15 protein-coding genes are annotated in these 19,288 nt (G+C 70.8%); 8 read left to right on the top strand and 7 right to left on the bottom strand.

Annotated features, from left to right (window positions below; genetic code table 11):
• Window positions 1–57 precede the first annotated feature (57 nt).
• On the bottom strand, window positions 58–2,415 hold the full coding sequence (gene lon, locus ACIHFD_RS30710; protein ID WP_397369834.1) for an endopeptidase La: 2,358 nt from the start codon (window positions 2,413–2,415) through the stop codon (window positions 58–60).
• A gap of 177 nt (window positions 2,416–2,592) precedes the next feature.
• Here lon and ACIHFD_RS30705 point away from each other — a divergent pair, with 177 nt between their 5' ends.
• The 7 genes from ACIHFD_RS30705 (at window position 2,593) to ACIHFD_RS30675 (ending at window position 12,101) form a co-directional block, all read left to right on the top strand.
• Complete coding sequence (locus ACIHFD_RS30705) at window positions 2,593–4,242, top strand: sensor histidine kinase (protein WP_397369833.1); 1,650 nt, start codon at window positions 2,593–2,595, stop codon at window positions 4,240–4,242.
• 19 nt (window positions 4,243–4,261) lie between these two features.
• On the top strand, window positions 4,262–4,918 hold the full coding sequence (locus tag ACIHFD_RS30700; RefSeq protein ID WP_397369832.1) for a response regulator: 657 nt from the start codon (window positions 4,262–4,264) through the stop codon (window positions 4,916–4,918).
• 204 nt (window positions 4,919–5,122) lie between these two features.
• Window positions 5,123–6,484: a phenylacetate--CoA ligase family protein gene (locus ACIHFD_RS30695; RefSeq protein ID WP_397369831.1), complete on the top strand. Its 1,362-nt coding sequence runs from the start codon at window positions 5,123–5,125 to the stop codon at window positions 6,482–6,484.
• A 494-nt stretch (window positions 6,485–6,978) separates the two neighbouring features.
• Entirely contained in the window at window positions 6,979–8,151 is a 1,173-nt protein-coding gene (locus ACIHFD_RS30690; protein WP_397369830.1) for an alpha/beta hydrolase, read from the top strand.
• A gap of 128 nt (window positions 8,152–8,279) precedes the next feature.
• Window positions 8,280–8,924 (top strand): heme oxygenase (biliverdin-producing), encoded by a 645-nt coding sequence (locus ACIHFD_RS30685; RefSeq protein ID WP_397369829.1) that lies wholly within the window; start codon window positions 8,280–8,282, stop codon window positions 8,922–8,924.
• A 1,147-nt stretch (window positions 8,925–10,071) separates the two neighbouring features.
• Window positions 10,072–10,671: a TetR/AcrR family transcriptional regulator gene (locus ACIHFD_RS30680; RefSeq protein ID WP_350726742.1), complete on the top strand. Its 600-nt coding sequence runs from the start codon at window positions 10,072–10,074 to the stop codon at window positions 10,669–10,671.
• 32 nt (window positions 10,672–10,703) lie between these two features.
• Window positions 10,704–12,101: an MFS transporter gene (locus ACIHFD_RS30675; protein WP_397369828.1), complete on the top strand. Its 1,398-nt coding sequence runs from the start codon at window positions 10,704–10,706 to the stop codon at window positions 12,099–12,101.
• Between the two features lie 14 nt (window positions 12,102–12,115).
• On the opposite strand, the gene ACIHFD_RS30670 is transcribed toward ACIHFD_RS30675, so the two are convergent.
• Complete coding sequence (locus tag ACIHFD_RS30670; protein ID WP_350726738.1) at window positions 12,116–13,345, bottom strand: cytochrome P450; 1,230 nt, start codon at window positions 13,343–13,345, stop codon at window positions 12,116–12,118.
• 120 nt (window positions 13,346–13,465) lie between these two features.
• Here ACIHFD_RS30670 and ACIHFD_RS30665 point away from each other — a divergent pair, with 120 nt between their 5' ends.
• Window positions 13,466–14,842 carry an FG-GAP and VCBS repeat-containing protein gene (locus ACIHFD_RS30665; RefSeq protein ID WP_397369827.1) on the top strand — a complete coding sequence of 459 codons (1,377 nt, stop codon included), beginning with the start codon at window positions 13,466–13,468 and terminating at the stop codon, window positions 14,840–14,842.
• A 124-nt stretch (window positions 14,843–14,966) separates the two neighbouring features.
• On the opposite strand, the gene ACIHFD_RS30660 is transcribed toward ACIHFD_RS30665, so the two are convergent.
• The 5 genes from ACIHFD_RS30660 to ACIHFD_RS30640 are packed head-to-tail and all read right to left on the bottom strand — an operon-like array spanning window position 14,967 to window position 19,128.
• Window positions 14,967–16,439 carry a sensor histidine kinase gene (locus tag ACIHFD_RS30660; protein WP_397369826.1) on the bottom strand — a complete coding sequence of 491 codons (1,473 nt, stop codon included), beginning with the start codon at window positions 16,437–16,439 and terminating at the stop codon, window positions 14,967–14,969.
• Window positions 16,440–16,486: 47 nt separating this feature from the next.
• Window positions 16,487–17,182, bottom strand: coding sequence for a response regulator transcription factor (locus tag ACIHFD_RS30655; protein ID WP_350726732.1), 696 nt, complete (start codon window positions 17,180–17,182; stop codon window positions 16,487–16,489).
• On the bottom strand, window positions 17,179–17,724 hold the full coding sequence (locus ACIHFD_RS30650) for a hypothetical protein (protein WP_363964164.1): 546 nt from the start codon (window positions 17,722–17,724) through the stop codon (window positions 17,179–17,181). The genes ACIHFD_RS30655 and ACIHFD_RS30650 overlap by 4 nt, the downstream gene beginning before the upstream one ends.
• Window positions 17,725–17,734: 10 nt before the next feature.
• The gene (locus tag ACIHFD_RS30645; protein ID WP_397369825.1) at window positions 17,735–18,994 is read right to left on the bottom strand and encodes an ABC transporter permease; all 1,260 of its coding nucleotides are present in this window, start codon (window positions 18,992–18,994) and stop codon (window positions 17,735–17,737) included.
• Window positions 18,991–19,128 carry a hypothetical protein gene (locus ACIHFD_RS30640; RefSeq protein WP_397369824.1) on the bottom strand — a complete coding sequence of 46 codons (138 nt, stop codon included), beginning with the start codon at window positions 19,126–19,128 and terminating at the stop codon, window positions 18,991–18,993. The genes ACIHFD_RS30645 and ACIHFD_RS30640 overlap by 4 nt, the downstream gene beginning before the upstream one ends.
• Window positions 19,129–19,288 lie beyond the last annotated feature (160 nt).

Raw genomic sequence — 19,288 nt, 5'->3', positions numbered from 1 at the left:
CAGCATGGGCGAATCATCCAGTCAAACGACTGAATGATTCGCCCATTTATGCCCCGATTAGGCGGCTGCCGTGGCGGCCACCTGCGCCGGGGTCAGCGCGATGTCGAGGACCTCGCGCACGTCGCTCACCGCGTGGATGGTCAGCTCGTTGCGAACCTCCTCGGGCACGTCGTCCAGGTCCGGCTCGTTGCGGGCCGGGATGAGGACGGTCGTGATGCCCGCCCGGTGCGCGGCCAGGAGCTTCTGCTTGACGCCGCCGATCGGCAGGACCCGCCCGGTCAGGGAGATCTCGCCGGTCATGGCCACGTCACTGCGTACGAGACGGCCCGACAGGAGGGAGGCCAGCGCGGTCGTCAGCGTCACACCGGCCGAGGGGCCGTCCTTGGGCACGGCGCCCGCCGGGAAGTGGACGTGGACCGAGCGGTCCTTCAGCGCGGTGACCGGCAGCTCCAGCTCCGCCCCGTGCGAGCGGAGGTAGGACAGCGCGATCCTGGCCGACTCCTTCATCACGTCGCCCAGCTGGCCGGTCAGCGTGAGGCCGGTCTCGCCGGTCTCCGGGTCGGCCATGGACGCCTCGACGTACAGGACGTCGCCGCCCGCTCCGGTGACCGCCAGGCCCGTGGCCACGCCCGGCACCGAGGTGCGCTGGGTGGACTCGGGCAGCGACGACTCCGGCACGAACCGCGGCCGCCCGAGGTAGCCCACGAGGTCGCCCTCGCCGACCGTGACGGGCAGCTCGTCCTTGGCCGCCACCTTGCGCAGGATCCTGGCGACCGAGCGCTCCAGCGACCGGACGCCCGCCTCGCGGGTGTACTCGGCGGCCAGCTTGCGCAGCGCGTCGTCCTCGACCTTGACCTCCTCGGCGCTCAGCCCGGCCAGCTCCAGCTGCCTGGGCAGCAGGTGGTCGCGGGCGATCGCGACCTTCTCGTCCTCGGTGTAGCCGTCGAGCGTGACGATCTCCATCCGGTCGAGCAGCGGCCCGGGGATGGCCTCGAGCACGTTGGCCGTGGCCAGGAACAGCACGTCGGACAGGTCCAGCTCGACCTCGAGGTAGTGGTCGCGGAACGTGTGGTTCTGGGCCGGGTCGAGCACCTCCAGCAGGGCCGCCGTCGGGTCGCCGCGGTAGTCGGAGCCGACCTTGTCGACCTCGTCGAGCAGGACGACCGGGTTCATCGAGCCGGCCTCGCGGATGGCGCGGACGATGCGGCCGGGCAGCGCGCCGACGTAGGTGCGCCGGTGGCCGCGGATCTCGGCCTCGTCGCGCACGCCGCCGAGCGCGACGCGTACGAACTTGCGGCCCATCGCGCGGGCCACGGACTCGCCCAGAGACGTCTTGCCGACTCCGGGAGGGCCGGCGAGGGCGAGCACGGCGCCGCTGCGGCGGCCGCCCACCACGCCGACGCCCTTGTCCTGGCGGCGCTTGCGCACGGCCAGGTGCTCGATGATGCGGTCCTTCACGTCGGACAGGCCCGTGTGGTCGGTGTCGAGCACGGCCCGCGCGCCGGTGATGTCGTAGTTGTCCTCGGTACGGTCGTTCCAGGGGATGTCGAGCACCGTGTCCAGCCAGGTGCGGATCCAGCCGGTCTCAGGGGACTGGTCGGAGGTCCGCTCCAGCTTGTCGACCTCCTTGAGCGCGGCCTCGCGCACCTTCTCCGGCAGGTCGGCGGCCTCGACGCGGGCCCGGTAGTCCTCTTCCTCGGTCTCGGTGTCGCCGTTGAGCTCCTTGAGCTCCTTGCGCACGGCGGCGAGCTGCTGGCGCAGCAGGAACTCACGCTGCTGCTTCTCCATGCCCTCCTGGACGTCCTTGCGGATCGTCTCGGCGACGTCGAGCTCGGCGAGGTGCTCGCGGGACCACTCGATCAGCCTGGCCAGCCGTTCGGCGGGGTCGGCGGCTTCGAGCAGCTCGACCTTCTGCGCCGTGGTCAGCCAGGGGGTGTAGCCGGAGCTGTCGGCCAGCACCGAGGGATCGTCGATCTGGTTGACCTGGTCGACCACCTGCCAGGCGCCGCGCTTCTGGAGGATCGTGGTGGCCAGCGCCTTGTACTCCTTGGCCAGCTCCTGAGCGCGCTCACCGGCGGCGACGGTGTCGATCGTGTCGGCCTCGACCCACAGCGCGGCACCCGGGCCCGTCGTGCCGGTGCCCACGCGGACGCGGTTGACGCCCCGGACCACGGCGGCGGGCTCGCCGCCGGGCAGCCTCCCGACCTGCTCCACAACGGCCTGCACGCCGATGGCGCCGTAACGGCCGTCGATCCGGGGAACGAGGAGGACCCGCGGCTTGTTGCCACCGGATGCACGGGCCGCGTCTATGGCAGCCCGCACCTCGGAGTCGGACAGGTCCAGCGGAACCACCATGCCCGGCAGGACGACCTCGTCGTCCAGTGGCAGGACCGGAAGGATCAGGCTCTCACTCATGCGAACTCCAAAGGGTTGAGTTATACCGACTCAATTCATTGGAGCCCTTCGTTGTTCCCTCTCTTGCCGATGTTCGCTCACGGCGATCGTAATTGTGTAAGCGATACCTGAGAGGGACGTGCGGGATCAAACCCTGGTGTGACGCCTGGCGGGGCGCGCGCCCGTACCCTTGACCAGGTGATCTCCGTCCCCCGCCGCCGCTTCATCGGCCGCCGCCGTCGTGGCGCGGCCGCCGAGGAGCAGGCCGGCGCGCCAGGCGGGAGCGGTGAGGAGCGGGCAGGCGTGCCAGGCGGGGGTCGCGACGAGGCGGCGGCCGAGCCGCACGACGATGACGCGGCAGCCCGGCGGCGTGGCGGCGGGGAGCGTTCGGGCGAGCGGATCGGCCGGTCACCGTCCAGCACGGACGGCGAACGGAGCGGCGGCGAACGGGGGCTCTTCGGGCGGCTCGGGGCGTGGGCGGAACGGGGGTTCCTCGGGCGGCTCGGGACGTCGGCGGGACGGGCCGTGTGGGCCGTTTCGGGGGCGGTCGGGCTCGCCTTCTTCCAGGGCGACGCCGATCCGCCGCCGAAGGTGCGGCGGCTGGCGTTCGGGGTGCCGCAGCGGCTCAGGCTGCTCGTCCCGTTCACCGTGATCAGCCTCGTCCAGGTGGCGGAGCTGATACTGGCGCTGCTGCTCTACAGGCAGACGCAGAGCACGGTGTGGTCGTGGAACATCGGCCCACAGATCGGCCCTTACCGACAAGGGCCGATCTGGGAGGGCTTCGTCTACCTCACCGCCGTGGCGGTCGCGCTGCCCATCGCCCTGCGCGACCGGTGGCCGCTGGCGGCCTGGCGGGTGTCGTTCGCGCTGATGCCCGTGGCCGTCGGGGTGACCAGGACGATCGGGTTCCCTCACGGCGAGATGCCGTACATGACGTGGCTGATCGTCTCCTACCTGCTGGTCCTCTACTCCGTGGCCGTGCGCTGCGACCGGCGGATCACGGTGGCCGTCTGGGTCGTCACGTTCCTGGCCACCTGGATCATCGACCCCAACTCGATGCCGGTCGCCATGGTCGTCGTGTCGGTGGCGGTGCTGTTCGGCTACAACGTGCGGGTCCGCCGTTCCGCCACGGCGAAGCTGAAGACGGAGGAGCGGCGCACCCGGCAGGCCGAGAGCGCGCAGGCGGTGCTGGCGGAGCGGGCCCGCATCGCCAGGGAACTGCACGACGTGGTCGCGCACCACATGTCGGTGATCGCGATCCAGGCGGAGGCGGTGCCGCTCAAGGCCAGGGGCGATCCCGCTCAGCTGGAGGCGGGGCTGGCGGAGATCCGGGGGCTGTCGCTGGAGGCGATCGCCGAGCTGCGCCAGGTCCTCGGCGTGCTGCGCGATCAGGACGGACGCGTCGACACCGCCCCTCAGCCCGGGCTTGACCGGCTCGACGAGCTGGTCTCCAACGCCCGCGCCGCCCGGCTGACCGTGCTCGTCAAGCGCGCCGGCCCGCTCGACCGGCTGCCTCCGGCTGTGGGGCTGTCGGCGTACCGGATCGTGCAGGAGTCGCTCAGCAACGCGATGCGGCACGCGCCCGGCTCGACGGTGGCGCTGGACGTCGCACACCGGCGGGGTGAGCTGCGGCTGCGCGTCGCCAACGGCCCGAGTGCCGCGCCCGGCGCGGGGCCCGGCGCCGGTCGGGGGGTGGTGGGCATGCGCGAACGGGCGACGCTGCTCGGCGGCACGCTCGACGCCGGTCCGATGGCGGGTGGAGGCTTCGAGGTACGTGCCACGCTGCCCGTCGCCGACGCCGACGAGGAGGCCCATGAGCACCTCATCACAGGGGACAACGTCGGATGACCATGGAGAGGGAGAGGGCTTGATCCGGGTTCTGATCGCCGATGACCAGGGGATGGTGCGCACGGGGTTCACCGTGTTCCTGAGCGGGCAGCCGGACATCGAGGTCGTGGGCGAGGCGGCCAACGGGCGGGAGGCCGTGGAGCGGGCCTCGGCGCTGCGCCCCGACGTGGTGCTCATGGACGTGCGCATGCCGGTCATGAACGGTCTGGAGGCGACCAGGGAGCTCCTGTCGCGTGGCGGGACGCCGAAGGTGCTCATCCTGACGACGTTCGACCTCGACGACTACGTCTACGAGGCGTTGCGGGCCGGGGCCAGCGGGTTCCTGCTCAAGGACGCCTCCGCCACCCAGCTCGTGGAGGCGGTGCGGGTGGTCGCGGGTGGGGAGGCGCTCATCGCCCCGGCGATCACCAAGCGGCTCATCCACGAGTTCGCCAAGCTGGGCGCGCCGCGACCTGTGACGGGCAAGCGGCCGGCCGAGCTGACCGAGCGCGAGACGGAGGTGCTGACGCTGGTCGCGCAGGCGCTGTCCAACCAGGAGATCGCGGAGAAGCTGTTCGTGGCGGAGCAGACGGTCAAGACGCATGTCGGGCGGGTGCTGATGAAGCTCGGCCTGCGCGACCGCGCCCAGGCGATCGTCTTCGCCTACGAGACCGGCCTGGTCCGCCCCGGCGAGTAACCCTGGGAGTGGCACCCACTCCCTTGCACGGCCGCGTTCCCCCTCTCCCGACCAGCGTCGGTGCCGGCCTTGCCGGTGGCGCCCCTCCCTTGCACGGCCGCGTTCCCCCTCACCCGACCAGCATCCGTGCCAGCCTTGCCGATGGCACCCCTCCCTTACACAACCCCCGTTCCCCTTCACGGGCCGCCGCCGTACAGTCGGCTGATGAACCCGGTTGAGCTCTTCCATCAGGTGGCGGCGACCGTTCCCGCCTACAGGGCCTTTCTGGCGGAGAACCACATCAACCCCGAGCAGATCTCGACATTTCAGGATTTCGTCGGACTGCCGATGACGTCCAAGGAGAACTACACCCGCCGCCACCCCCTCCCCGACCTGTGCAGGAACGGCACGATCGGGGACATCATCGCCGTGTCCTCCGGCTCGACCGGCGTCCCGTCCTTCTGGCCGCGCTCGGCGGCGGACGAGCGCGTGATCGCCGCCCGTTTCGAGGAGGTCTTCAGGGACTCCTTCGACGCCCGCGAGCGCCGTACCCTCGCCGTCGTCTGCTTCGCCCTGGGCACCTGGGTCGGCGGCCTGTTCACCGTCAACTGCTGCCGCCACCTGGCCGAACGCGGTTACCCGATCACCGTGGTCGCCCCCGGCACCGACCGGAGGGAGATCCTGCGGGTCATCCCAGAGCTGGCGCCCCACTTCGACCAGGTCGTGCTCCTGGGCTATCCGCCGTTCCTCAAGAACGTCATCGACACCGAGGACCTCCCCTGGGCCGACTGGAACATCAAACTCGTCACGGCCGGTGAGGTGTTCAGCGAGGAGTGGCGCACGCTGGTCGCGCGGCGGGCGGGGATCGCGGACCCCGTCCGGGGCATCGCCTCCCTGTACGGCACCGCCGACGCGGGCGTCCTGGGCAACGAGACCCCGCTGTCCGTCGAGATCCGGCGCTTCCTGTCCACGCGTCCGGACACGGCCAGGGAACTGTTCGGCGAGTCCAGGCTTCCGACGCTCATCCAGTACGACCCGCAGGTCCGCTTCTTCGAGGAGCACGAGGGCACCCTGCTCTTCTCCGGCGACAACGGCATCCCGCTCATCCGCTACCACATCGCCGACGAGGGCGGCGTGGTGCCGTACGAGGACATGCTGGACTTCGTCCGGCGGCACGGCTTCGAGCCGACGGCCGGAGGGCCGGAGCGGCCGTTCGTGTACGTCTTCGGCCGCAGTCACTTCACCGTGTCCTACTACGGCGCGAACGTCTACCCGGAGAACGTCGCGGTCGGCCTGGAGCAGCCGGAGGTCAGCGGCTCGGTCACCGGGAAGTTCGTGGTGGAGGTGGTGGAGGACGCCGACCGGGACCGGCACCTGACGATCACGGTGGAGTTGATGCCCGGCGAGAAACCGACCGACGAGATCGCCCAGGCGGTGGGAGGGTCGGTCCTGGCCCAGCTGCGGCGGCTGAACAGCGAGTTCGCCAACTATGTGCCCGTCCCGCAGCAGGTGCCGTTCATCCGGCTACGGGAGTCCGGCGACCCCGAGTACTTCCCCCCAGGCGCCAAGCACCGTTACACCCGCTGACCCGGGCGGGGTGATGCGGAACTCCGCGACCCGCCGCTCGGCCGTGGCCAGGCCGTAGTCGTGGATGGACGGTCTCTCGCGAGTACGCACGCAGGCCGTCGCCGTACACAGTGCCCGGCATTACCGGTCGGATCGCGGGCCGGGCGGGGTGATGGGGTACGGGCACCCGTTCCACACGGCGTTCTCCGACGACGCGAGGCGGCGCAGGAAGCGGCGATCTGTGGCCGGCTCGCCGAACCGTCCTCCAAGTCTGATCCGAAGAACTGCCGGGATGCCGCGCGCTTCCACGCACCGTTGGACGGCCCTGACGGGCACACCGAGGTGGAGCCCCGTTCAAGGCGATCGCCGGCCATTAGGCCGACCGGGCATCAGGCCGACCGGGCATCAGGCCGACCGGGCACGCACCGTAGTCCCGTATCCCCCTCCGGTACTACGGGAAAGGTCAAACCCTGCGGTGACGCGGACGACAGGCCACTCTCCGTAACGTTCCCAGCATGCTCAGAAACCTTCTCCTCGCAGGGCTCGTGACGGTGGGGGCGCTCGTGGTGTGGCCGGGCCAACCGGGCGGGCGGCTGGTGCGGGTCTACGGCGACCTGGCCACGGCCGACCGGGTGGCGGTCATCGTGCCCGGCGCCGACACGACGGTGGCCACGTTCGACGACGGCACAAAGCGACCCGGAGGCGCGGCGAGGGCCCTGCTGGCGGAGGCCGCGCGGCTCGCCCCGCACGAGCGACTGGCGGTGGTGGCCTGGCTGGGCTACGACTCCCCACCCACGCTGAGCCTGGGCGTGCTCACCAGCGATGCGGCAGTCAAAGGTGCCCGCGCACTGCGCCGCACCATCACGGAGCTCCACGCGCGCACCCCGGCTCCGATCGCGTTGTTGTGCCACAGCTACGGCTCGGTCCTGTGCGCCAAAGCCGTCCCCGGCTTACCCGTGACCGACCTCGCGGTCTTCGGCAGCCCCGGCCTCGACGCACCCTCCGCCACCGCCCTGACCCAACCAGCCCGCCCCCCGGAGACCACCCGAGCCACCGCCCTGACCCAGCCAACCCACACCACAGAAGCCACCCGAGCCGCCGCCCTGACCCCTCCGGTCCGCGCCGCGGAGACGGCCCGAGCCGCCGTCAGCGCGCCGACCGCAGACACCACTCGTGGCATCACAGGCGGACACGACGCTCAAGGTGCAACAGACCCGCAGGACACCCGCGGCACGACCGGCGCGCAGGACGATCAGGACGCGGCAGACTCATACAACGTCCAAAAGGCGACAGGCTCGGTCGGCGCACAGGATCCCAAAGGCGCGCAGGAGGCGGACTCGCCGGACACCACAGGCACGCCAAGCCCGCCCGATACCGGGGACGCAGCAGACTTGCCGGGCTCCTGGAGCACGGCAGGCGTAAAGGGTGCTCAGGGCGGCGCGAAAGGTGTGGCGGTGGTGCCGCTACGGGTGTGGGCGGGGCTGGGGGAGAACGACTGGGTCAGGTTCGTGCCGAAGGTCAAGCTCGGGCCCGTGGGCTTCGGCGCCGACCCTATGAGCCCTTCGTTCGGAGCTCGTGTCTTCGCGGTGGGCTCGGGCGGTCACAGCGACTACTTCACCCCCGGGACCCCATCGCTGCGCAACCTGACCCTCATCGCTCTCGGACACGAAGGCGAGGTGACCTCTTGACGTGGTGTTTCCTGGGTACGAGACAGAAGAGCCGGATTTTGATGACATGGTGTCGTCATCAGCTTGACGCCGGATGCCGATGTTTGTGACACTTTGTCATGAAACTTCCGTGCGAGTTGAGGTAGGCCGTGACCACCCCGTTCTCCGAAACCCTGAAGAACGCCACCTGGGCTGACCACGAGTCCGCCGAAGGCGAGAGCTATCTCGCGGAGCTCATGGGCGGCCGGCTGAGCGAGCACGAATACGGCGAGATGGTAGCTCAACACTACTTCGCGTACATAGCGCTTGACGGCGTGTCACGCCAACTCGCCGACCATCCGATGGCGGGCCGGTTCGTCTTCCCTGAGCTGTATCGGGAGCGAGCGCTGGAGCGGGACCTTGCGACGATCTACGGTACGAGCTGGCGGAGCCGGATCGTGCCGTCCAAGGCCACCCGCACGCTGGTCGCGCGGATTCACCAGGTGGCCGATTGGCCGAGCGGCTACATCGCCCACCACTACACGCGCTACCTGGGCGATCTGTCTGGTGGTCAGTTCATCCGCATGGAGCTGCAGAAGATCTACGGGTACGGCACGGGCGGGGGCGTCGACTTCTACATCTTCGACGGGCTGGGTAGCCTGCCGAGGTTCAAGAACGAGTACCGTGCGCGGCTGGACGAGCTCGAGCTGGACGACCGGGAGCGTCAGCGCATGATCCGCGAGGTGAAGCTGGCGTACCAGCTCAACACCGAGGTACTCGCCGAACTCCTCCACGTCGTCAAGACCGCCGCCTAACCACCAGCACCCCGCCGCCACGACCGCCGCCCAACGCCCGGCGACCGGCCTCGCCACGCCGTCATGACCGCCGCCTAACCACCAGCACCCCGCCGCCACGACCGCCGGCCAACGCCCGACAACCGGCCTCACCACGCCGTCACAACTGCCGCCTAACAGCAGCGACCCGCCGTCACAACTCGGCCTAGCAGCAGCGGCCCGCTGTCAGGACCGCCGCTTAACCAGCAGGCCTCGCCGTCACGGCTGCCGCCTAACGGCCCGGCGACCGGCCTCGCCACGCTGTTACGGCTGTCGCCTCCTACCAACGTGCCTCCGCGCCCCTTGCCCAGCAACCAGCCGCCCGTCATCAGGACCCACCACCCAGCGGCCGACCTCACCACGCGGTCACAACAGCCAGCCAATTAGCCACCGACGCCCCCTTACGTGCGCCGCCCAGCCACCAGCGGCCCTTCGTCACGGCCGCCACCTGACGACCGACGACCGGCGACGCCACACCTCCGCGGCTGCCATCCGAACACCGGCGGGCGCCCTCACCACGCCGCCGGAACCGGGACCTGACCCCCGGCAGCCGCACCTCCCCCATCGCCGCAATCGCCATCCACGCACCAGCAACCCCTCGCCACGGACGGCCACCCAACATCCGACGACCGACCCCGCCACGCCGTCACGGCCGCCCAACCAAACACCGGCGGGCGCCCTCATCACGTCGTCAGGACAGCCCATTAACCACCGGCGTGCATCTCACCACATCATCAGGACCAACCACCAACCGCCAGTGGAAACCCTCGCCACGTCATCAAGACAGCCCACCAGCCACCGACAGGCGCCCCACCACATCATCAGAACCGACCACCAACCGCCAGTGGAAACCCTCGCCACGTCATCAAGACAGGCCACCAACCACCCACAGGTGCCCCACCACATCATCAGGACCGACCACCAACCGCCGGTGGAAGCCCTCGCCTCATCATCAAGACAGGCCACCAACCACCCACAGGTGCCCCACCGCATCATCAAGGCAAGCCATCAACCGCCGACGGGCCGTTCTCGCTGGTCCGGTGTCCGTTGGCGGTGGGGGGATTCGGAGGGGAGGGTGAATGAGGGGAGTGCGCGTTGGCTTGTGACGATCTCGGCCTACGATGGGCGTATGCCTCGGATCTCCGCCGCCACGATCGGCGAGCATCGAACGCAGACGCGGGACCGGATCCTGCAGGCCGTCTCCCGGCTGTCCAGGGTGCACGGTATCGACGCGATCTCGATGACGGACGTGGCCGGCGAGGCCGGGATCACCAGGACCGTCCTGTACAACTACTTCCCCGACAAGGCGGCGCTGTTGCTGGCGTTCACCGAGCGGGTGACCCAGTACTTCATCGACAGCTACGAGCAGGAGCTGCCAGGGGGTGCCTCACCGGCTGATCGGCTGCGGGCGTTCGTGCGGCTGCAGTTGACCGGGCTGGTCGCCCATCCGCACCCGGGTGCCGCTGATCTCAGTGCCGCGCTCGGGCCCGACGCCTACCAGCAGCTGGCCGAGCATGTCGCTCCCATGCAGCGCATTCTGGTGGAGATCCTCGAGAGCGGGGTCGAGTCCGGCGATTTCCGGGTGCTCGACGTGCAGGCCACAGCTCGCATGATCCTCGCCGTCGTCGGCGCCGAGCGGGTTCCGCTGATCAGCGGGAGCGTGACGGTGGACCGGGCCGGGGAGCTGGTGTCCGAGTTCGTGCTCCGGGCCATCGGCGGACTCGCGTGAGCGGTACGGCTGACGGCCCGGGGACGGCGCCTGTGAACGGCCATGTCCAGCTCGGGTCCGCCCGCGGCCGCTGGATCCTGGCGGCGACCGTGCTCGGCTCCGGGCTGGCGCTGCTCGACAGCACCGTGGTCAACGTCGCCCTCCCGTTCCTGGGCAAAGAGCTCAACGCGGGCATGGACGGCCTGCAGTGGACGATCAACGCGTACACGCTCACCCTCGCCGGGCTGATCCTGCTGGGCGGGTCGCTGGGCGACCGGTACGGGCGGCGGAAGATCTTCTTGATCGGCACGGTGTGGTTCGCCGTGGCCTCGGCGCTGTGCGGGCTGTCGCCGAACATCGAGTTCCTGATCTCGGCCCGAGCCCTGCAGGGCATCGGCGGGGCGTTGCTCACGCCGGGTTCACTGGCGATCATTCAGGCGTCGTTCGTGCGGCACGACCGGCCCCGGGCCGTCGGGGTGTGGTCCGGGCTGGGCGGTGTGGCCAGCGCGATCGGGCCGCTGCTGGGCGGCTGGCTGGTGCAGAGCGTGGGGTGGCGCTGGGCGTTCCTGATCAACCTACCGTTCGCGGCGCTGATCGTGCTCGTGACGCTGCGCCACGTGCCGGAGAGCAAGGACGAGGAGGCGGCGGGGCGGTTCGACGTGCTGGGGGCGGTGCTGGCGGCGCTGGCGCTGGCCGGGATCACGTACGGGCTGATCGAGACGGGCGCGCCGATACCGCTGATCGCGGGACTGGTGCTGGGCGCGGCCTTCGTGGTGACCGAGATCCGCAGGTCGCCCGACGCGCTGGTGCCGGTGGAGATCTTCCGCAACCCGGTCTTCACCGCCGTGAACGTGGTGACGCTGATCATGTACGCGGCCATGGGCGTGGTGTTCTTCCTGCTCGTGGTCCAGCTCCAGGTGGTGTCCGGGTTCGGGCCCATCGCGGCGGGGCTGGCGATGCTGCCGACGACGATCCTGATGCTGCTCCTGTCGCCCCGGGCCGGAGAGATCGCCAAGCGACGCGGGCCACGCTGGCCGATGACGGGCGGGATCCTGCTCGCGGCCTGCGGGTTCCTCGCGATGAGCACGATCGGGCCGGGCGCCTCCTACGCGCTGCAGGTCCTGCCCGCGGCGACCCTGTTCGGGCTGGGGCTTTCGGCGGCGGTCGCGCCGCTGACCTCGACCGTGCTGGCCACCGCCGAGGAGCGGCATGCCGGCACCGCCAGCGGCGTCAACAACGCCGTGGCCCGCACCGGGAGCCTTCTCGCCGTGGCGGCCGTGCCGCCGCTGGTCGGGCTGGTGGGTGACGCGTTCAGGAACCCGCCGGTGTTCAACGCCGGGTTCCACATGGCGATGCTGGTCAGCGCCGGGATGATGGTGGTGGCGGCGCTGATCACGTTCTTCACGATCAGGACGAACGTGCTGGCGGTCGACGACGACCAGCCCGACTGAGTCCCGTCACAGCGTCAAAAGGTGAACGGCTGGGCCCGGACGCTGTTGTCGAAGTTCGACAGCAGCAGGTCGGGCTCGCCGACCGAGCGGATGTCGGGCAGCCTGGTCAGCAGCTCGCGGAACATCGTCCGCATCTCCTGCCTGGCCAGGTTGGCGCCGAGGCAGAAGTGCGGCCCGGGGCCGCCGAAGCCGACGTGCGGCTTGGTCTCGCGGGTGATGTCGAACGTGTCGGCGTCGGGGAAGACCGACTCGTCACGGTTGGCCGATCCGTAGAACAGGACGACCTTGTCGCCCTTCTTCAGCTCCAGCCCGCGCAGCGAGTAGTCCTCGGTGACCGTGCGCCGGAACTGCATGATCGGCGACACGTACCGGACCATCTCCTCGATCGCGCCGTTGATGTGCGTGTCGAAGTCGCTCATCAGCAGCTCGCGCTGCGCCGGGTTGTCGGTGAGGAGCTTGATGCCGTGCGCCATCGTGTTGCGGGCCGTCTCGTTGCCCGCGACCAGCAGCAGCGAGAAGAACGAGCCGAGCTCCTTGTCGGCCAGCTTCTCCCCGTCGGGGTTGGCGTTGACCAGCAGGGACACCAGGTCGCCCTTGGGGTCGGCGACGCGCTCGTGGCCGAGCTTGATGACCATGCGCTGCAGGGCGAGCAGGGCCAGCATGTTCTGGCCGGCCATCTGGACGCTGCGGGCCAGGCTGGGGCGCACACCGGTGTACGCGGTGGAGATGTCGACGTGCTGGTGGACCTTCTCGCGCAGCTCCTGCGGGATGTCCAGCATGTCGCAGATGACGTGGATGGGCAGCCGGGCGGCCACCTGGGCGACGAAGTCGCGCGGCCCGTCCCTGACGACGTCGTCGACGATGCGGGCGCAGGCGGCCTCGATGTCGCTCTGCAGGCCGGCCAGCATCTTCGGGCTGAACGAGCGGGTGACGATCCGGCGCAGGCGGGCGTGGCGCGGGTCGTCCATGTTGACCATCGACTCCCCGAAGACCTGCTTCACCCAGCCGGGCGGCTCCGGGTTGGTGACGGCGGGCTCGCTGGAGAAGATCTTGGCGTTGCGGCTGGCCTCGACCACGTCCGCGTGCCGTACGAGGGCGTAGAAACCCTTGCCTGAGCGCAGGAACGGCACCTTCTTCTCGGGGAAGAACACCGGATGCTCCACCTGCCGGAGCCGGGCGAATGCCTCGTTACGCTCTTTCGGCGGCTTACGCCAGAAATCCAGATCCGCGAGATCGATGTCCACCCGTCTATCCTGGCACGTTCCCACCACGCCGTGGATCGCCAAGCGATGTGCATCCGGCTCTCCTGGGCCGTTCTCGCGCCGTTCAGGCACGGTTCGACCTGTGTGGACATTACTTCCGTTATGAACCTTCTCCTCGCCGCCTGCCTGGTTCTCCCTCTCGCCTCCGGCACGACTCCCGCCGCGGCACGGGCGTGCGGCGGGCACCCTCTCGACTTCGACGGTGACGGACGGCCCGACCTCGCCGTGGCCGCACCCTACGACGACTCCCGGGCCGGGTCGGTGACCGTGATGTACGGGTCCGGGAAGAAGGTGAAGCTCACCCAGAACGGCGCCGAACCCGGTGACTCGTTCGGATCGGCGCTGGCCGTCGGCGACTTCAACGGGGACAAGTGCGCCGACCTGGCGGTCGGGGTGTCGGAGGAGTTCGTGGGGGCGCGGGTGCCGGGCGGGGACGGGAACGGGGTCGTCCAGATCTTCAACGGCTCGGTCGGCGGGCTGGTCCCGGGCAAGGAGCTGGCGCCGGCCAAGCCGTCCAGCGACCGGTTCGGGGCGGCGCTGGCCGCCGGTGACCTCGACGGGGACGGCAAGGACGAACTGGTCGTCGGCGCGCCCAGCCACCGCTCGGGCGGGGCGGTGACGGTGTACTGGATGAAGGGGCGCAAGCCGTACCAGATCACGCAGAAGACGTCGTGGGTGCGGCAGGCGGCGAACGTGACCGACCAGTGGGGCGCCGCGCTGGCGACCGGGGACTTCGACGGGGACGGCAAGGACGAGCTGGTCGTCGGCGCGCCCGCCGACAGCGTCACGCTGGACGGGCAGGGGTCGGTGACCGTCGTCGACGTACGGGCGAAGCGGGCGCGGGTGCTCACCCAGAGCAGCCCCGGCATCAAGGGGGCCTCCGAGAAGTGGGACGCGTTCGGGGCCTCGCTGGCCACGGGCGACTTCAACGGGGACGGGCGGGCCGACCTGGCCATCGGGGTGCCGAGCGAGGGGCTCAGCGCGAACCAGCGGGCGATGGACTACGGCGACGGCACCGTGGACGTCCTGTACGGGTCGCGCGGCGGGCTGACCACCCGTAAGAGCGAGGCGTGGTCGCAGAACACGCTCAAGGGGGTGCCCCGGTACTACGACCGGTTCGGAGCGTCGCTGGCCGCCGGGGACTTCAACGGGGACGGGCACGACGAGCTGGCGATCGGCGTGCCCGGGGAGAAGGCGGTCCAGGTGCTGGCGGGGCGGGCGTCCGGCGGGCTGACGCGGGTGGGGAACCTGCTGATCAAGGGCGAGGGGCGGGACTTCGGGGCCGCCCTGGCCTCTTTGCCGCTGAGTGAGCGTTATCGGGCGCTGGGGGCGCGGCGGCCGCTGTACGGGCTCGTGGTGGCGGCGCCGGACCAGGGGCTGGTCATGTACGCTCCCGGGTCCCGGAAGGCGGGGCTGAAGCTGGGCAAGGTGCGCCGGCTCAGCAAGGGCACCGGGCTGTACGGGTACACCTTCGGCTGAGCCGCTGCCCGGCCGCCGACGTGCTGAGTTCCGAGGGACGGCGTGGGGTGGGGATCGCCAGGTGCGGGATTCGGGCCGAGCGTGACGTGGGTGGCGGTGTCGAGGCCGAGCGTGACGCGGGTGGTCAAGTGGGGGGTGGGGTGACGGTGGTGGGGAGGATGATGCGGAAGAGGGCGCCCTTGCCGGGTGAGCCTTCCGCCATCACGATCCCCCCGTGCGCCTCCACCAGCGTCGCCGCGATCGACAACCCCAGCCCCGACCCGCCCGCGCTCCGCGCCGGATCCGCCCGGTAGAAGCGCTCGAAGACGCGCTCGGCCACCTCCGGCGGGAAGCCGGGCCCCTCGTCGGCCACCTCCACCACGGCCTGGTCCCCGTCCAGCCCGACCCGCACCTGGAAGGGCGTGCCGGGCGGCGTGTGGGTGAGGGCGTTCGTGACGAGGTTGTTGATCACCTGCCCGAGCCGCGACTCGTCCCCCGTCACGGTCACGTCCCCCTCACCCCCGAACAGCCGCACCAGCTCGATCCTGCGGTCCGGCGCCAGCGTCTGGGCGTCGATGACGGCGGTGGCGGCCAGGCTGAGCAGGTCCACGGGCCGCCGGGCCAGCTCCCGCCGCTGGTCGAGGCGGGCCAGCTGGAGCATGTCCTCCACCAGCAGCCCCATGCGGGCCGCCTGCCCCTCGATGCGGCTCAGCAGCCGTACGGCCTCCGCCAGGTCCTTCTCCTCCCCCAGCCGGTACAGCTCGGCGAACCCCCTGATCGACGTCAGCGGCGTGCGCAGCTCGTGGGAGGCGTCAGCCATGAACCTGCGCATCAGCTCCTCGGAGCGCCGCGCGGCCGTGGCGGACTGGCGGGCCGACTCTGCGGCCGCCTCGCGCTCGCGCGCCGCCGACTCGATCTGCGCGAGCATGCCGTTCAGGGAGCGGCCGAGCTTGCCGACCTCGGTGGTGGCCGCCCACATGGGCACGCGGCGGGACAGGTCGCCGCCCGCGATGTCCTTGGCCGTACGCGCGATCTCGCGGAGCGGGCGCAGGCTGCGGCGTACCAGCCAATAGCAGGCGAACCCGAGCACCACCAGCGTGCCGCCGCCGGCGACCCCCACGATCAGGGCGAGCTGCGAGACCGTGGCGTCCACGTCGTTCAGGTTGACGGCGATCACCCGGGTCTCGCCGTCCCGGACCGGCACGGCGGTGACGCGCCAGCTCGGGCCACCGGCGGCGCGCGACTCGACGGTGAAGGGGTGGCCGTGGAGCTCCAGGACCGTGGCGAGGTCGAGCTTGGGCAGGGCGGGCGTGTGGTCCTCGGTGGACTCGCTGAGCGTCCTGATCGGGGCGCCGGTGGAGTCGAGGATCACCGCGTAGAACAGGCCGAAGAAACGCTGCGGGCGGGTGCCGGGACGGGGCTGGTCGGTGGGCGGCGGGGGCGGCTCGCGCAGCGGCCGGCTGGCCGCGAGCAGTTGCTGGTCCACGCGCTCGACGAGGTAGCCGCGCATCAGCCGTACGGCGAACAGGCCGGTCACGGTGATGGCGAGGGTGACCAGCAGGAGGGTCGCCGACACCAGCCGCAGCCACAGCGGGGACCTGGCCAGGTGTTTGCGCACCGCCGCGCCCTTCGCGCGGAGGTGTTGAGCGGGAGAGACGGCGCCGCTCATATGCGGGGCGGGCGCAGGATGTAGCCCACCCCGCGCAGCGTGTGCAGGTATTTGCGGTCCCCCGTGTCCACCTTCCGCCGCAGGTAGGAGACGTACGACTCGACGAGCCCGACGTCGGTGCGCCAGTCGCCGTTCCAGACGTGGTCGAGGATCTGCGTCTTGGACAGCACCCGGCCCACGTTGAGCATGAAGTACCGCAGCAGCCTGAACTCCGTCGGCGACAGCTTCACCGGGATGCCGTCGCGCCACACCTCGTGGCTCTCCTCGTCCAGCTCCAGGTCGGCCACCCGCATCCGGTTGGGCGGCGGCACGCCGCGCCGGGTGCGGCGCAGCACCGCCCGGATCCTGGCGATGACCTCCTCCAGGCTGAACGGCTTGGTCACGTAGTCCTCGCCCAGGCCCAGCCCCGCGATGCGGTCCTCGGGGGTGTCCTTCGCCGTCACGAACAGCACCGGGACCCGGCGGCCGCGGGACCGCAGCCTGCCCGCGACCGCCAGGCCGTCCAGGTCGGGCAGCATGACGTCGAGCATCACCAGGTCAGGTGAGCTCTCCTCGGCCACCCGCAGCGCCTCCATGCCGTCGGCCGCGGTCAGCACCTCGAAGCCGGCCATGCGCAGGCTGGCCGAGAACAGCTCCCTGATGTTGGGCTCGTCGTCGACCACCAGCAGCCGGGCTTCGGGCTCGCGCGTCATCGCGGGCCTCCTCCCAGGTTCCCCTGCGTGATCGACGTCGCGGTCACCGAACCGTCGCCGCCCTGCCGGCCGCGGACGACCACCGTGGTGCCGGTCTGGAGGTCGGTCACCTTCCCGGGCTTGGAGATCTGGACGGTCGTCTGGTCGTCGGTGGCGACCGTGACGGTGGAGCCGTCCATGGTCTTCACGTAGACCTTGCCGCCCTCGACCTTCTCGACGGTGCCGATGGTGCCTCCCCCGCCGCCGCCCATCCGCTGGCCTCCACCGTAACCGGGCGGCTGTCCGGATCCGCCACGCTGCTGGCCGAAACCGCCCTGCTGCTGGCCGTACCCGCCGCCCATGGGGCGCTGCTGCGCCCCGGCGGCGGAGGCGGCCGGCGAGCCGAACAGGTTGGCGGCCTGAATGCCGATGAGGATACCGGCCACCAGCACGACGCCGGCGGCCAACGCCAGCGTGAGCTTGGAGGCGCCCTTCCGTGGCTGGACGGCGAGCTCCTCCTTCAGGTCGTCGGGGTACGGCGAGGAGTCGTCGAGCTGGGCCATGTCATTCTCCTTACTCGTGGCGCAGGGCCTGGATCGGCCTCAGCTTGGCCGCCCGGTTGGCGGGATAACTGCCGAAGAACAACCCGATCCCCACCGACACGCCCAGCGCGAGCGCCACCGACGACGGCACCAGGACCGGTTCGATGCCGGCCACCGTGAACCTGGTCCCGATGAACGCCACCAGTACCCCGGACAGCCCGCCGACCAGGCTCAGCAGCGTGGCCTCCAGCAGGAACTGGCCCAGGATCGCGCTCCTGGGCGCGCCGATCGCCTTGCGGATGCCGATCTCGCGCGTGCGCTCCGTGACGGTCACCAGCATGATGTTGGTGATGCCGATGCCGCCCACCAGCAGCGAGATCGCCGCCACGGCGCCCAGCAGCACCGTGAAGGTGCCGGTCGCCGCGCTGACGGTCTCCTGCAAGGTGGCCTGGTTGAGGATGCGGTAGTCGGCGTTGTCGTTCTTGATGCCGTGCCGCTGGTTGAGGATGGCCGTGACCTCGGCCTGCGCCGCCGTCGTGGTCTCCGCCCCGGACGCCTGCACGACGATCGAGTTGAGCGAGCCGAACCCGCTCAGGCTCTGCTGTACGGCGGGCAGCGGCGCGATGGCCACGTCGTCGGCGTCCTGCATGCCGGTGGACCCGGCCTCCTTCAGCACCCCGACGACCGTGAACGGCACGCCGGACACGCTGACCTGCTTGCCGATGGGATCGACGGTGCCGAACAGCTCCTCCACGACGGTCTGGCCGAGCACCACGACCTTCCTGGCGGCCAGCACGTCGTCGTTGAAGAAGTACGTGCCCTTCGTGACCGGCTTGTTGACGGCCTCGAAGTAGCTGGGGTAGGTGCCGACGAACTGCGAGATCGCGTGGCTGGCGGCCCCGTACGTGGCCGTCGAGGAGGAGGCGGTCACGACCGGCGAGACGCTCCTGACGGAGGGCGCCAGGGTCTTGTCGGTCAGCGCCTTGGCGTCGGTCAGGCTGAGCTGCCTGGCCTGGGTGCGCGGGCCGGTGTTCGTGCCGCCGCCGGACGCCCGCACGACGCCGCCACCACCACCGCCGCCACCGCCCGAGAACTGCGGGGAGATCGTCAGGGTGTTGGCGCCGAGGCGCTGGATGTTGCGCTGGATGCTCTGCGAGGAGCCCTCGCCGATGGCGACCAGCATGATGACCGCGGCGACGCCGATGAGGATGCCGAGCGTGGTCAGCGAGCTGCGCATCTTGTTGGCCAGCAGGCCGCGCAGCGCGAAGCGGAGGATCTCGAGCTGGTTCACCGGGCCGCTCCCGCCATCCGGGGCGGCGGGCCGTCCACCGGGCCCTGGCGGCGGTCCTCCACGATCTCGCCGTCCACCAGCCTGATCACCCGCTTGGCGTGCGCGGCCACGTCGTTCTCGTGGGTGATGAGCACGATCGTGCGGCCCGACTCGCTGAGCCGGTCCAGGATCTCCAGGACGTCGTGCGTGGAGGCGGTGTCGAGGTTGCCGGTCGGCGCGGGGGGGGGGGGGGGGGGGGGGGGGGGGGGGGGGGGGGGGGGGGGGGGGGCGCGCGCCGGGGGGGGGGGGGGCCGC

It is taken from the genome of Nonomuraea sp. NPDC051941 (assembly GCF_044593615.1).
Note: the sequence above shows the minus strand (reverse complement) of the source record. Positions and strands in the feature narration are given on the sequence as shown.

Coding starts and splice junctions, on each gene's coding strand:
- lon (WP_397369834.1), bottom strand. CDS start 2,415: ATGAGTGAGAGCCTGATCCTTCCGGTCCTGCCACTGGACGACGAGGTC.
- ACIHFD_RS30695 (WP_397369831.1), top strand. CDS start 5,123: ATGAACCCGGTTGAGCTCTTCCATCAGGTGGCGGCGACCGTTCCCGCC.
- ACIHFD_RS30690 (WP_397369830.1), top strand. CDS start 6,979: ATGCTCAGAAACCTTCTCCTCGCAGGGCTCGTGACGGTGGGGGCGCTC.
- ACIHFD_RS30680 (WP_350726742.1), top strand. CDS start 10,072: ATGCCTCGGATCTCCGCCGCCACGATCGGCGAGCATCGAACGCAGACG.
- ACIHFD_RS30665 (WP_397369827.1), top strand. CDS start 13,466: ATGAACCTTCTCCTCGCCGCCTGCCTGGTTCTCCCTCTCGCCTCCGGC.
- ACIHFD_RS30655 (WP_350726732.1), bottom strand. CDS start 17,182: ATGACGCGCGAGCCCGAAGCCCGGCTGCTGGTGGTCGACGACGAGCCC.
- ACIHFD_RS30650 (WP_363964164.1), bottom strand. CDS start 17,724: ATGGCCCAGCTCGACGACTCCTCGCCGTACCCCGACGACCTGAAGGAG.